This window comes from Flavobacterium sp. Arc3 (assembly GCF_041431375.1).
GTDB lineage: Bacteria > Bacteroidota > Bacteroidia > Flavobacteriales > Flavobacteriaceae > Flavobacterium.
In genome coordinates this window covers 57,751-73,161 of sequence record NZ_JASMRI010000002.1, presented here as the reverse complement: position 1 = coordinate 73,161, position 15,411 = coordinate 57,751, and the positions used below count along the sequence as shown (strand labels likewise).

At 32.9% G+C, this 15,411-nt stretch carries 13 protein-coding genes; 9 read left to right on the top strand and 4 right to left on the bottom strand.

Annotated features, from left to right (window positions below; genetic code table 11):
• Window positions 1-5 precede the first annotated feature (5 nt).
• Both QO200_RS01890 and QO200_RS01885 read right to left on the bottom strand, forming a co-directional pair.
• Window positions 6-2,297 (bottom strand): TonB-dependent receptor plug domain-containing protein, encoded by a 2,292-nt coding sequence (locus QO200_RS01890; RefSeq protein ID WP_371535659.1) that lies wholly within the window; start codon window positions 2,295-2,297, stop codon window positions 6-8.
• Window positions 2,298-2,575: 278 nt separating this feature from the next.
• On the bottom strand, window positions 2,576-3,289 hold the full coding sequence (locus tag QO200_RS01885) for a pyridoxine 5'-phosphate synthase (RefSeq protein ID WP_371535656.1): 714 nt from the start codon (window positions 3,287-3,289) through the stop codon (window positions 2,576-2,578).
• Window positions 3,290-3,405: 116 nt separating this feature from the next.
• Between QO200_RS01885 and QO200_RS01880 the strand changes: the two genes are divergently transcribed.
• From QO200_RS01880 to murI, 8 genes are all read left to right on the top strand, one after another.
• Window positions 3,406-4,062, top strand: coding sequence for a CBS domain-containing protein (locus QO200_RS01880; protein WP_371535654.1), 657 nt, complete (start codon window positions 3,406-3,408; stop codon window positions 4,060-4,062).
• A gap of 73 nt (window positions 4,063-4,135) precedes the next feature.
• A complete protein-coding gene (locus QO200_RS01875; RefSeq protein ID WP_371535651.1) occupies window positions 4,136-5,020 on the top strand; it encodes an NAD kinase in 885 nt (294 codons plus the stop codon).
• A 170-nt stretch (window positions 5,021-5,190) separates the two neighbouring features.
• Window positions 5,191-5,874 carry a DUF6089 family protein gene (locus QO200_RS01870; protein WP_371535648.1) on the top strand — a complete coding sequence of 228 codons (684 nt, stop codon included), beginning with the start codon at window positions 5,191-5,193 and terminating at the stop codon, window positions 5,872-5,874.
• Between the two features lie 4 nt (window positions 5,875-5,878).
• A complete protein-coding gene (locus QO200_RS01865) occupies window positions 5,879-6,619 on the top strand; it encodes an isoprenyl transferase (protein ID WP_371535982.1) in 741 nt (246 codons plus the stop codon).
• Window positions 6,552-9,281, top strand: coding sequence for an outer membrane protein assembly factor BamA (bamA, locus tag QO200_RS01860; RefSeq protein WP_371535646.1), 2,730 nt, complete (start codon window positions 6,552-6,554; stop codon window positions 9,279-9,281). Before QO200_RS01865 ends, bamA begins: the two co-directional genes overlap by 68 nt.
• Before the next feature lie 39 nt (window positions 9,282-9,320).
• Window positions 9,321-10,334, top strand: coding sequence for an OmpH family outer membrane protein (locus tag QO200_RS01855; protein ID WP_371535643.1), 1,014 nt, complete (start codon window positions 9,321-9,323; stop codon window positions 10,332-10,334).
• A gap of 26 nt (window positions 10,335-10,360) precedes the next feature.
• Window positions 10,361-10,861, top strand: a complete 501-nt coding sequence (locus QO200_RS01850; protein ID WP_371535641.1) for an OmpH family outer membrane protein — start codon at window positions 10,361-10,363, stop codon at window positions 10,859-10,861.
• A gap of 114 nt (window positions 10,862-10,975) precedes the next feature.
• Window positions 10,976-11,752 (top strand): glutamate racemase, encoded by a 777-nt coding sequence (murI, locus tag QO200_RS01845; RefSeq protein ID WP_371535639.1) that lies wholly within the window; start codon window positions 10,976-10,978, stop codon window positions 11,750-11,752.
• Here murI and QO200_RS01840 read toward each other — a convergent pair whose 3' ends face one another.
• Both QO200_RS01840 and QO200_RS01835 read right to left on the bottom strand, forming a co-directional pair.
• Window positions 11,753-12,997, bottom strand: a complete 1,245-nt coding sequence (locus QO200_RS01840; RefSeq protein ID WP_371535637.1) for an aromatic hydrocarbon degradation protein — start codon at window positions 12,995-12,997, stop codon at window positions 11,753-11,755.
• Window positions 12,998-14,320: a DUF4270 family protein gene (locus tag QO200_RS01835; protein ID WP_371535634.1), complete on the bottom strand. Its 1,323-nt coding sequence runs from the start codon at window positions 14,318-14,320 to the stop codon at window positions 12,998-13,000.
• A gap of 230 nt (window positions 14,321-14,550) precedes the next feature.
• Between QO200_RS01835 and QO200_RS01830 the strand changes: the two genes are divergently transcribed.
• Complete coding sequence (locus QO200_RS01830) at window positions 14,551-15,399, top strand: hypothetical protein (protein ID WP_371535632.1); 849 nt, start codon at window positions 14,551-14,553, stop codon at window positions 15,397-15,399.
• The last annotated feature ends 12 nt before the right edge of the window (window positions 15,400-15,411 follow it).

Here is a 15,411-nt window from a genome sequence, read left to right as displayed (position 1 = left end):
TTTATTTAAAATTTAAACCTCCAGCTTATTGAAGGCAAGATAGAATACAATGTTTTTCTTTCGGGCTTTACCTCTATTTTTTGCTTTTCTTCATCAATAGCAACATTCAAAACCGTATATATTGGATTTTCTACATTAAAAGCATTGAAGATAGAGAAATTAATAGCACTTTCTTTCTCTCTCGTTTTTATAAAATAATAGTTTAAGGATAAATCGGTACGTATGTAATTTGGCATTTGTGCATTATTGTACTTCCCGTACTCTTTAACTGGATTATTATTTATAAAATACCAAGACGTAGGAGTCGTGAATCGATTTCCAGAACTAAAAATTTGGGTGATCCCGAAATCCCATTTTGAATTTAAATCGTAAGTACCAACCAAAGCTAAATTGTGGCGCCTATCATATTTAGCATAATAGCGCTCTCCATTATTTAATTTATCAAACTGACGGTCAGCCCAACTTAAAGTATAACTCAACCAACCTTTAAATTTCCCTAAATCTTTTTTAAGCATCCACTCTAGCCCGTAGCCCTCTCCTTTTCCTACTATAAAATCATTCTTGAAAGATGTAATTTCGTTAAACTGAGTCACGCCGAATGGATATTCAATTAAATTATTCATCGAGCGATAAAAGGCATTCAAAGAAAGATCAAATTGCCTTTCTATTTTTTGGTTGTAACCAATCGAAAACTCATTGGACAATTGTGCTGGAACACCCTCTGCACTCGCAACCCAAAAATCAGTGGGAATCCCAACACTTGAGGTTGTAATCAGATTTAAATATTGATTTTTACGAGTATAAGAGGCAAAAAACGAACTATTTTCTTGTAAATTATAATTCAATAAGACTCTTGGTTCTAAATGTAAATAAGTCGTTTTTCCCTTATCCGATGTATAATAATTCAAGCGTAAACCTAGCTCAGCAGTTAGCTTATCGAATAATTTAGGTTTAGCGCTAGTGTATATTGCTAGCGTGTTAGCATTATTAATTACAGCTTGTTGATTGATAGGGTTAATACTTAGATTACTAACTTCAATTTTTTGTGGTTGCAACTCATGAATTGTATACTGTAAACCTGTTTCAAATGGAATTTTATTGACAGGGTATTTAATTGCACTTGAAAAACCAAAGTCTTTTACATACGATGCAATATCCATTTGTACCGTTGCTTGTTCTAGATGAAGGCTGTTTTCATACTGTGTAAAATAGATTGAGTTTGTCAAAACAGTTTTTTCGGAAATATGGTACTGCCATGAGGGAGAAATTGCTGTATTACTCCATTTTAGATTTGCATTGAGCGCTAAATTGGAGTCTGTTATTTTTAAAACATCACCGCTTACAAAAGCATCAACTGTAAATAAATGCTTGTCAGGAAATGCCGCTACAAAAGTCAAATTACCATCTCCAAAACTATATTTTAAATCTTTTACATCGCTATTTTTATTGTTTTTAGGAGAATCAAATAACGGCGCAACAATCTCGTCAATGTAGGTTTTTCTGCCTGAAAGATACAAACCCATCGTATTTGAAATAGGTATTGCAACTGTAGCCTGAGAGGCTAGTAATCCTAAATTTCCTTTGACAGAAAATTCAGTTGGCACCATCTTATTAGGAATTACTGAAACCGTAGCACTTAATCGCCCACCGTTTCTAGCCTCAGAATTTGATTTGTCAAACTGAACTTCTTTTATATGATCGCCATTGTAAAAAGGGAAAACACCTAGTAAATGTGCCATTCCATATATAGGAGTATCGGCATAAAGCATCAAATTATGTCCTGGATCGCTGCCTCTTACATATAAATAACCATTTGCATCACCTGAGTTCTGTACTCCTGGGGTAAGTTGCAAGATTTTTATAACATCAGGAACACCCATTAAAGAAGGGATTGACTTTAATTTTTCAGGATTGAAAGACAATCGATTTCCTGAGGAAACAGCTACAGCTTTATTGGAATTTGCAATTACAATAACTTCTTTCAATGAGCTGTCTTTCCTTTGCATAAAAATATCAAGTGAGCGATTGCTTAAAATAGTATCGTTTAAATCCTGCGAAACAAATCCAAGATAATGAACTTCAATATTATAGAAATCAGCTGGAATAGAAACCGTATATTTACCTAATGAATTTGTGGTAGTTGTAAAAGTGTTGCTACGCGAAAGAAAAATTAGGTTTGCACCAATAACAAGTTGTTTATCTTGATTTTTTACAAATCCTTCAACGGTAACATTTGACTGTGCTATTGATTTTAAACCGAAAAAAAATAGAAATGTAGAGAGTATAATTGCCTTCAATAGCTCATTTTTAATAAAGAGCTAAAGTAAACATTTCGAACCTAAATTAATCAAAATATTCCTATAAAAATTAAAGGATCTAAATTGATTTATGCCTTTTAAATTGCTTTACAAATAGAAGGTATTTTATACAACAAAAATACTGGTTTTACGTGAGGAATAGCAGCGAAAATCCTTTAGTAGTATGGAGCGATAGCGAAATACTATTAAAGATTGTAGCGCATAGCCCGACCCGTCCCGATAGCTATCGGGATTATGCGGGTCACGCCCAAATTATTTTATTTTAATTTTTGCAAATACATATTGACCACATTCTCTAGGCCAAGATATAAGGCCTCTGCAATTAAGGCATGACCAATAGAAACCTCTAATAACCCTGGAATATTTTGTTTAAAAAACTGAATGTTATCCAAGCTTAAATCGTGACCTGCATTGATTCCCAAACCTATTTCATTAGCCAAAACAGCCGCTTTTACGTAAGGATCAATTCCATTTTTGTTTCCTAAACCATACTCATGTGCAAAAGCTTCGGTATACAATTCTATTCGGTCTGTCCCTGTTTTTTTAGCACCTTCGATCATATCTAATCTTGGATCTACAAAAATAGAGGTACGAATACCATTGCGCTGAAACTCTTGAATCATCTCAGTAAGATAGGCTTGATTTTTTACTGTGTCCCAACCAGCAGAAGAGGTAATTGCACCAATAGCATCTGGTACAAGAGTCACTTGCTCGGGCTTACATTCTAAAACCAAATCGATAAAATTATGTTGTGGATTTCCTTCTATATTAAATTCGGTATAAACGATTGCTTTTAAATCACGAGCATCCTGATAGCGAATGTGACGCTCATCTGGACGAGGATGTATGGTGATTCCTTGGGCACCAAATTTTTGAATGTCAGTGGCCACTTTTAATAAATCAGGCACATTTCCTCCGCGCGCATTACGTAAAGTCGCTATTTTGTTGATATTTACACTTAACTTTGTCATTGGAATACTTTTTGATTATGAAATAACTGTATAATTGACACAAAAATACAAAGTAAAAGGTAGGAGATTTTGCCTTTTTTTGATTATTTTGCATAAAAATTCAGGATTTAATTAAGATGGAAATTACAAACTACATAACCACTGACTTTAAAGCGATTGACAGCCAAGAGACTATTGCCTCTGTTAAAGACTTTTTTGACGAATTGACTTTTTCACACTTTCCTGTTGTTGAAGAAGGCATTTACATTGGTAGTATCTCATCTGAAGATATTGAAACTTTTGATAATGACAAAAAAGTAATTGATTACAGATATACTCTTGCGAGTTTTTTCACGAGAACAGATTCAATTTGGCTCGAAGTATTAGAAGTTTTTGCAAAAAATCACACGAACTTGATTCCTGTTTTGGATGAAAAGAACAGTTATATTGGCTATTATGAAATAGATGATATTATGAGCTTTTTCCACCAAACTCCCTTTTTGAAAGAACAAGGACGAATTATAAAGGTGAAAAAAGGAGTATTAGATTATTCTATGAGCCAAATCACTCAAATAGTGGAAAGCAATAACGGAAAACTTTTAGGCTTATTCATTTCTGAATCTGATGTGGACAGCATTGAAGTAACGATGAAAATTAGCCTGGGCGCTATTAATGAAATAGTCCAGACATTTAGAAGGTACAGTTACGAAATAGTATCAGAACACCAAGAAGACAATTATATCAGCAGTTTAAAAGAACGCTCAGACTACTTAGACAAGTACCTTAATATGTAATTGTTTATTCTAAATACTAATCTAAGCTTTTTAATAACTCAACTATTTTACAAACAAACGATTCAATAAAATAATGAAAGTAGCCATATACGGTCAATATTATCAAAATAGTACAGAACCTATCATAAAAGACATCTTCATTTTTTTTAATAGAAACAATGTCGAATTAGTCATTGAAGCTGCTTTTTTAGAGTTGCTTTATGAAAAGGGAATTGTAAAAAAAGAATATAATACTTTTTCTTCGCATACGCAGTTAGACGAAAGTTTTGACATGCTAGTCAGCATTGGCGGTGACGGAACCATCTTAAGAGCAGCAACGCTGGTAAGAGATTCAGGAATCCCTATTTTAGGTATCAACGCAGGAAGACTTGGTTTTCTAGCTACAGTTCAAAAAGAAAACATTGATGAATTCCTACAAATTGTCATTGATGAAAAATACACACTTTCTAAAAGAACACTGTTGAGCCTGTCCTGCACTCCTCCAAACGAGGCGTTGCAAGACATTAACTTTGCAATGAACGAGATCTCAGTAAGCAGAAAAGACACCACATCCATGATAACAATTGACACCTACCTTAATGGTGAGTTTTTAAACTCCTATTGGGCCGATGGTTTAATTGTATCCACCCCTACAGGATCAACCGGATATTCTTTAAGTTGTGGCGGTCCTATCTTAACTCCTGACGTAAAAAGTCTAGTAATAACTCCTATTGCACCGCACAACTTGAATGCAAGACCTCTTGTTATCCCTGATGAAACTGAAATCAGATTAAAAGTATCAGGACGAGAAGAGCATTATCTAGTTTCATTAGACTCCAGAATTACTTCTGTAAAAAACGAATCCATACTGACCATTAGCAAAACACCGTTTGAAATAAACATGGTCGAAATCCCGGAAGAAACCTTTCTAAAAACACTGCGCACAAAACTATTGTGGGGTGAAGACAAAAGAAATTAAATCTTTTTACTTCCTAAATATACGATTGTATCCCATTTTTTCGTTTCGCTTTTAACAAATCCCTATCCGATATCGATTATAACGCCAATTCTTTAAATAATGGCACATTTAACGTAATCGGTATTGATTCGAAACGATAATTATTATATTTGCACGCAATTTCAATCAAAATGAACAAACCTTTCGCCTTATTTATATGCTTATTCCTAAGTATGACGATGTATTCACAAATACATGAAGTGGGAGTTTTTCTAGGTGGAAGCAACTACATTGGCGACATTGGGCCTACAACCTACATATCCCCAAATGAACCTGCTTTTGGAATACTTTATAAATACAACAAAAGCCCAAGACATGCCTATCGTTTTTCTTACACCCAATCAAAAATCACTTCAAATGATCTTGATTCAAAAGAACCGAGCCGCAGTCAGAGAGGCTATCGTTTTGAAAATAACATAAAAGAAGTATCTTTAGGCCTTGAATTTAATTTTTTCGATTTTAATCTTCATGAATTAGACAGGCAATTCACTCCTTATATTTATAGCGGAATTAGTTACACACAATATAACGGTTTGTTTTTTGTAGACGACGAAACAAGATCTGATGCAAATCACGGAACAATCGCGATTCCAATGACTGTGGGGATTAAGACAAATTTAAACAATCGCTTTATACTAGGATTAGAGGTTGGAGCAAGATACACGTTTGCTGATGACATTGACGGGAGTAACCCCACTAATAAAAATCTAGAGCAACTGAAATTTGGAAATATAAATAATAATGATTGGTATGTTTTTTCTGGGTTAACATTAACCTATACCTTTGGAGAAAAACCATGCTACTGTGCAGAATAAGAAAATGGATCTACTAGAAAATATAGACAAGAATAATTTACCCCAACATTTAGCCATTATAATGGATGGAAATGGGCGATGGGCAAAACAACAAGGTTTATTGCGAGCTTTCGGTCATGAGAGCGGAACAAAATCAGTAAAAACCATCATAAAAACTTGTGCCAAACTAGGTATCGAAAACTTAACACTTTACGCATTTTCGACAGAGAACTGGAACCGACCTAAGCTGGAAGTGGATACTTTAATGCGGATCCTGATAAAGTCATTAAAAAAAGAACTTCCTACACTCCTAGAAAACAATATCAAATTGAACACTATAGGTAATTTAGAAAAATTACCTCAATCTGCTCAAAAGGAGCTTCTTGATGTCATAAACAAAACCAAGGATAATACTCACATGACATTAACATTAGCATTGAGTTATGGTTCGAGAGAAGAAATCGTAAATGCCGTAAAAAACATCAGTAATAAAGTTAAAAATAATATAATTTCAATAGACTCTATTGACGATTCAATTATAAATGAGCATCTTTACACGCAAAATTTACCGGATGTAGATTTATTAATAAGAACAAGTGGAGAACATAGAATAAGTAATTTTTTGCTCTGGCAAATTGCCTATGCAGAATTATATTTTACTGATGTATTGTGGCCAGACTTTAAAGAACAAAATTTATATGAGGCTATTATTAGTTATCAAAAAAGAGAACGTAGATTTGGAAAAACAAGTGAACAAATTAAATAAATTTTTAGTGTTGAATAAAAGTATAAAAGCAGTCCTTACCCTAGTTTTATTAGGTAGTTTTTCACAAATTAAAGCCCAAGAAAGAGTTCCTTTTGACCAAGGCCATAAATACATACTCGCCGATGTTGTTCTTACTAACAAAATAAGTTTCAACGACCAAACAGTTGTGACTTTTGCTGGGCTTGAGAAAGGACAAGAAATCACTGTTCCCGGAGAAGAGATCAGTAGCGCTATTAAAAAACTAGGTAAACTAGGTCTTTTTGACGAAATTTCATTTTACATCAACAGAATTGAAAACGACAGTATCTATCTTGATTTAGACATCAAAGAACTGCCAAAACTAAACAACGTTAAGTTTGTTGGAATTAAGAAAAACAAAACCGATGCTTTAATTAAAGACAACGGATTGACAAAAAGTAAAGTAGTCAATGAAAACTTAATCACCACGACAAAAAATTACATAGAAAACAAATACAAAAAAGACGGATATTACAACACTAAGGTAAACATAAACGTTGTCCAAGACACAGCGACTGTAAACCAGGTTAATATGGTTGTAAACATTGACAAAGGCGAAAAAATAAAAATTGCTGAAATTGATTTTATTGGTAACGAAAAAATATCAGACAAAGCTTTACGTAAAGCGATGAAAGATACCAAACAAAAAAACTTCTTTCGCATATTAAAATCATCTAAATTTATAAAAGCGAAATACAAAACAGATTTAGAAAAAGTAATTGCTTCTTATAAAGAAAAAGGATATAGAGACGCTAGAATAACCTCTGACTCAATAACTTATCTTAAAGACAAAAACGCATTATCTATAAAAATTAATGTTGAAGAAGGAAACAAATATTATTTTGGAAACATCAAGTTTTTAGGAAACACTGTTTATTCAGACCAACTTTTAAGCAGATACATTGGTGTTAAAAAAGGGGAGACTTATAATGGAGTACTTCTTGAAAAAAGAATAGCAGATAAGACAAAACCAGACGGAGAAGACATTACTAATCTCTATCAAAATAACGGTTATTTATTCTCAAACATCAATGCTGTTGAAGTAAAAACAGTTAACGACACGATTGACTTCGAAATAAGAATTAATGAAGGTCCTCTAGCTTACTTCAATAAAATTACGGTAGTAGGAAACGACAAAACAAATGACCGAGTTATTTATAGAGAATTAAGAACTAAGCCAGGAGAAAAATACAGCAAAGAATTATTAGTTAGAACCATACGTGAAATTGGTCAACTAGGATTTTTTGATCCTGAAGCAATTGACCCTAAATTTAAAAATGTAGATGCTGCAGCAGGAACAGTGGATATAGAATACAATCTTGTAGAAAAAGGATCAAGCCAAATAGAACTTCAAGGAGGTTACGGTGGTGGTGGTTTCATTGGCACATTAGGATTGTCTTTTAATAACTTCTCAGCTAGAAACTTACTTAATAAGGAAGCGTACAAACCTTTACCTATGGGTGATGGACAAAAGGTAGCTTTAAGACTTCAGGCAAGTACTTATTTTCAAACCTATAGTGTTTCGTTTTCTGAGCCTTGGTTTGGACAAAAAAAACCAGTTTCATTTAGTACTTCGATATCTTACAGTAAACAATTTTTAAATAATTACATTACTGGAAGTGTAGACAAAGATAAAAGTTTCAATATCCTAACACTGTCTGTTGGGTTAGCTAAGAGATTAACTGTGCCAGATGACTTCTTTGTTTTATCACAATCTATAAGTTACCAACACTATGATTTAAATAATTACAATACTGGATTATTTACATTTGGTAATGGTGCTTCAAGAAATTTAGCCTATACAATTGGACTATCTAGAAGTAACAAAGGGGTGAATCCTATATTCCCTACTTACGGTTCAGAGTTTAGTTTAACTGGTAAATTTTCACTTCCTTATTCCCTGTTTAATGGTGTAGATTATGCAACATTGGGTGATAAAGAACAGTATAAATTAAAAAACACTGTTGATCAATCGAATCAAGTCGATGCAAACGGAAACACAGTAAATATTGGTGATTATATTGATGCATCTGGAAACAAAGTTTTCAATTACCAAGATGCAGCTGCAGATCCAGCACTAGTAGATCAAAAGAAATTTAACTGGTTAGAATACTATAAAATTAAATTCAAAGCAGATTGGTACACTAAAGTTTACGGAAAATTAGTACTTCGTACATTGACAGAATTCGGTTTCTTGGGTGCATACAATCAAGACAGAGGTGTTGTACCATTTGAAAGGTTTTATGTAGGTGGAGACGGATTAGCTAACTACTCTATGGATGGTAGAGAAACGATCCAATTAAGAGGATATCCTAACAACTCCCTGACACCAATAAATAGTGCAGGAGAGCAAATTGGAGCTACTGTTTACAATAAGTTCTCTATGGAATTGCGTTATCCTATAACCTTAAAATCATCTGCATCTATATATGCATTAGGATTTTTAGAAGCAGGTTCGTCTTATGCAGATTTCAAAAGCTACAATCCATTTGATTTAAACCGCTCTGCTGGAGTTGGTCTACGTGTATTCATGCCAGCATTTGGTTTATTAGGTATTGATTTCGGACATGGTTTTGATGCTCTACCAGGACAAAGTGCACCTAATGGATGGGAAACCCATTTCATTATTGGACAACAATTTTAAAAAAAAAATTGAATCACGATTTTCTAATACTATAAAGTTATGAGAAAACATTTTTTAATACTATTTTTAGCCCTGATTGTAGTCAATGCAATTCATTCGCAAACCAGAGGAACTAAAGTAGGCTATATAGATATGGAGTATATTTTACAAAATGTACCCAATTATGCCGAAGCAACAGTTCAACTGGAGCAAAAAGCACAAAAATGGAAACAAGAAATTGAAGCGAAGAAAATTGAGATCAATAAAATAAAAGAAGCTCTAACCGCCGAAAAACCTTTGTTGACAAAAGGTTTAATTGAGGAAAGAGAGATAGAAATTAAGTTCCTTGAAAATGAGTTGTTAGATTTTCAGCAAAAGAGATTTGGTGCCAATGGTGATTTAATGATGCAAAAATCTATTTTGGTTAAACCAATACAAGATCAAGTATTCACCGCCGTTCAAGACATAGCAGAGTCACTTAAATATGATTTTGTTTTCGATAAATCTTCTGACTTAACAATGCTGTTTGCTGCAAAAAGATTTGACATAAGCGACCAGGTCTTGCGAGTATTGAACAGAGCAGAAAAAAGAGAACAGTTAACAAAAAAGCAACTTGAGGCTCAAGAAGCAAAACAAAATAAGGAAGACGCTATTCAAGACAATCCTTTCTTATCTGAAAGACAAAAAATACTGGACGATAGAAAAGCAGTAAGAGATTCAATTTTAGCAGATCGAAAATTAGCTCAAGAAAAAAAGAAAGCAGACTTTGAGGAAAGAAGACAAAAAATACTTTCTGATAGAGAAGCTAAAAAAAATGGCACGGTTTCTGCCTCATCTAAAACAGAAGATGTAAAAGAAAGCACAACTAATGCTGAAGCTGATAAAGAAGCAGCAAAAACAACAGCAGAAGAGGCAAGACAAAAACAACTTGATGCAAGAGCCCAACTATTGGAAGACCGCAAAAAAGTAATTGAAGATCGCAAGAAAGCTGCAGAAGAAAAAAGAATACAAGTACTCCAAGAAAGAGACTCAATAAAAAAGGCCAGAGAAGAACAATTAAAACTAAAACAATAAATTAATTACTTAATATTTTAAAAACGATGAAACAGATTAAAACTTTATTAATTGCTGCAATATTCATTTTAGGAGCAAACCAAACTATTAGCGCACAAGCAAAAACTGCTCATGTTGACGTAAGTGAAATCATGGCTAAAATGCCAGCTATGTTAGATGCTCAAAAGCAATTAGAAAAATTAAGCGGAACTTATGATGCCGATTATAAAAAAATGGTTGAAGAGTACCAAGCAAAATTAAAAAAATACGAAGCTGAATCTGCTACTGTTACTGACGCAATAAACGGAGATCGTTCTAAAGAAGTTCAGGACATGCAAAAAAGAATTGTTGACTTTAGAGACAATGCTCAAAAAGAATTACAACAAAAAGAATCTGATATCGTAAAACCATTAATGGAAAAAGTAAGAGCTTCAATCCAAAAAGTTGGAAAAGCTAAAGGTTTTCAATATGTATTAGACGGTTCTACTCTTTTACTTGCTGACGGTCCTAACTTGACTGCTGACGTGAAAAAAGATTTAGGTTTCTAGGAAATCAAAAACACATTAAAAAATACCGCTCATCCTTTTTAGGATCGAGCGGTATTTTTTTGTCATATTATAAATCCTTAGGATTATTACTCCTTTCCTATTAACTTTGTTTTGATGGACAACAACCAACCAATAGGAATTTTCGACTCAGGCATTGGCGGCACTTCAATTTGGAAAGAGATTCATCATCTACTTCCCGATGAAAACACCATATATCTTGCAGACAGCAAGAACGCTCCTTATGGCCAAAAAACAAAAGATGAGATTATAGCCCTAAGCATGAAAAACACTGATTTATTGCTTAAGATGAATTGCAAACTCATTGTAGTAGCCTGCAATACCGCTACCACAAATGCAATTAAAGAACTAAGGGAAAAATATGATATTCCTTTTATAGGTATAGAACCAGCTATAAAGCCTGCTGCCACAAATTCAAAAACACGAACAATAGGCATTCTCGCTACACAGGGAACCCTTATAAGCGAACTTTTCAATAAAACCGCACAACAGTTTAAAAACACTAAAATTATTAACCAGGTCGGTCATGGATTAGTGCCGCTTATAGAAAGCGGAAAAATGAATTCTCCTGAAATGACAGAATTACTTCGCTCCTATTTAACACCTATGATTGATGCAAATATCGATTACTTGGTATTAGGCTGTAGTCATTATCCCTACCTTATTCCCCAAATAAAAAAGATCCTTCCTAATAATATTCAAATCATTGATTCAGGAGAAGCGGTTGCTAAACAAACACAAAATCTATTGAAAGAAAAAGTGGGTTTTACAACCGAGAAAAATAGCAAACCTATTTTCTATACTAATTCGGATCCAAAAGTATTGAGAGAGATTTTAGAAAATATATATGATGTGATAGAAAAAGAATTTTAATTACTCGAATTTTCTTTTAACAAACCATATTGCATCTAAGCTTAAATTGACAGATATTTTATGGTAATTTTCTTTGATTAGACCATTACTTATACTCCCCTTTTGACCGTAAGAATAAGTCACGTTTAATGCAGAGAAAGTTCTATTCTCTACTGGCAAAGAAACCCCTACTGAAAAAGCCACATTGCTAATTCGTTTGTTGTCAATTTCTAGAAATCCTGTGTCATAATTAAATCCCGTCGAATATTTTATTCGATCAAAATAAGTACGAATACTATTCATTTTACTATAAGAAAAACCCAATGCAAATTTATCTTGATTGATATAAGTGCCATACAAATCAGACTGGTTTGTACTGTCCCACAAACTCTTTGAATAATCCATAGTTAGATTTAAGTTGTTTTTAAAAACTTTACTTAATCCTACTCCCACTTCTAACGGCAAATAGTAATCTTCAACATCATAATCTGCATCCGATTCTATTGTTGTACTAGTACTTGTAGAACCGTTGTAAGAAACTACAGATTGCACTTTTGAAGCTTTAACTTGACTAGGAGACTTAAAATTCAAACCAACTGACAATGTAGAGTCAATTTGAACTTGACTTCCGAGCGATACTCTTGCTCCATTGTAATAAGATGTTTTGTCAATATTTGTTATTGAGTTCCCAACAGTATAACCTCTTTCATCCGTTATAGTACCAAAAAGGAAATTTGTAGAAAGTCCTAAAGATATTTTTTTTCCGATCTTATAACCATAAGAAAGACTAACATCATTTAAACCACCAGAACCTGTAGCGTTTAGCGTATAACTCTCTGTACTATTATCAATAGGCAAAAGCAAATTAGAAATTTTATAAGTAGCGCTAGAATATGGTTTTAAAGCTAAGCTAACCGCCGATTTAGATGTAACCGGAAAAGCCAATGCAATGTGTGAAAATTGAATATTATTACGGCTTTCTTTAGTAGAACCATTTTCATAACTGGTGAAAATTGATTTACCACCCACATCAAACAGAAAATGATTTTGAGCCATAAAACCCAAAGAAGCCGGGTTAAGATTATTAATCGAACTTGTCGAAGGCAATGCAATACCTGAAGATCCAATGGAAGCATTAGAACCAAAATCAGAATCATACAAACTTCCTAGGCCATAAATTGAATACGGTGAACTCGATATGCTTTGTGAAAATGCAGTTGTTACCACAAGGATAAAGAAACTAGCAAATACTATTTTGTTTTTCATTTAATAAGAAATATAATAAATTTTCAATTGAATTTTATTGTTACTGTTTTTTTGATCTCCCAACATCACTCGATTTACTGATTTCAAAATATTAGGTATCGTTAATATTAATGATAACTTAGAATCAGAATTTTTAATCATTTCATTCTGTAAAAAAGCTCCAATGGAAACTTTATAACCAATATACTCGTTGAACTCATCCGTTTCTGTATTTAATACTGCATAGGTCGCAGTACCCGTATTGTTTAAAGTTCCTGTTATTCTATTCAGTTTATCAGCCACAAAAACTCTTAAAGAATCCGGCAATGGATAAGTATCCGCAGAATAGGTATTATTTATAGGCTTAATAATAAGTTCCGCGTCAACAATAGTACCTTTCTCTGAAATGTATTTCAGTTGTTTTATATTAGGAAAATCTACCCTACAGGCAATACCCGTTCCAGATTGCACATAGGCTTTATTACCAGTTTTGAGACTTGACAAACTACCAGTAAAACCCGTCAGATCTTTAATTTCAGTTCCACTTCTATCTAAGCTTATATTGTTAAACTGTTTCGTTTGATCTAAAATATTGAAATCTAAATTTAGAGACTCTTCCGTATTACCTAAATACTTTGAATAATACAAACGCAGAACACTTGTCGTACTAAAGCCTACAACACTGGAAGAAGTTCCCGTCGTTGATTTAATAACTAATCCTTTAAAATATTGCGTAAATTCATCAAAGTTTGTTATTTCACGTTTTTTAATTTTTTGAAAAATAGCTTCTCCAAAAACATCTTTAATACTCACCACTACCGTATCCTGAGATAATGGTTTTGGTTTGAAAGAATAGGAACCCAAACTTTCTGAATCATAAGAAAGGCTAGAATCATTATAGAAATAACTATCATCATCATTTACCTTCACTTTCTCAAGTAAGCGATGAATACTTATTGTTTGTACCTTAGTTGTATCCCCATAATAATACTTATCAGGTCTTAAGATCATTCGTATTGAATCAAAAACATAATTTGGTGCATCTATATCTGAATTATCACTATTCAACGCATAGCTCGAACCAGATAACTGAAAATAACTTTCAGACTTCACTTTTCCAAAATACGGATCATTATAATTACCAACTAAAATTCTCCCTTGACTAGAAGTAACTAAAGAATCTAAATTTATAGTAGAAACGTCGACCGTTAGAGTATCAACTAATATTACTTTATTACTTACAGATAAATAATCTGACCCAACAACAAACTCTCCTGTATCTACATCCGAATCACAAGAGGTTATCAAAGCTCCAAGAAAAAGCACTAACAATAACTTATACATAAAAGTTTTTTAACAAATATAGCAGAGCACTTTTTATACCGCATTATAACATATACCATTCAAAGTTTTATATCTATAAAGAGCCTTAAAACATCTACAACTTCAATTAGCAAACAGCAATATTGATTCAGCCATGCAAATGGCTCATTTGTCTATGGAATTAGCGAATACATATATCTTCTTTTTTTAAATTGGATAATGCAACTACTTTTGAAACAATAAAAAAAAATATGAGAATACAGATTTTTACAATCCTGTTGTTTTTGTTTTCTATTCTAAAAATAAGCGCTCAAAACAGCTACTCTTTAGATTTAAATATAAAAACAGGGCCAACCGAAAAAATAACAACAAATGAAACTGAAGTTGGTTTTACCGTTACAAAGAAAATTGATTCAAAAAACACATTATCAAATACGATACGATATACTAAAATAGGAGTGGATTATGAATTAGAAAAATATGCTTTTCAAGATAATTCTACTGATTTCTCTAGTATAGCAAATGATCTAACGATTAACCATGATATTGATCAAAAAATGAGCTTTACAGTTAATGTAAAACCAACCATTAATTTTGAAAAAAACATTGGATTCTCGGATGTACAATTATTAGGAGGTTTAAAAATGAATTACAAATTCAATGAATCAAATTCAATATCCGCAGGGGCGCAACGTAGTATGCTTTTTGGAAAAATAAGTGTGTTACCAAGCTTCTCCTATATGCAGCAGATAAATAAAAATACAGCTGTAGCAATTGGATTCCCCATCTCACAAGTTTCTTATTCGAATAATAATAAAAATTCATTCTCAATTAAAAATGACTTTCAAGGGGCTATTTACAATTTAGACGGTGAAGCCTTAAGTGACAATTATAATAACGCGACAAAAATGACCTACTCACAAATGGCTACAACATTTGAATATGTGCGAAGCGTAGACACGTACTGGTCCATTAATTTTAAAGGAGGATATGGCTTTAACAACAAATTTTATCTTACAGATAATGCCGGAAACCTAACTTATGATTTTAACAATAACAACGGATACATTTTCAACATTGGTATAAAATTCAAACATTAATAAACAATAAAC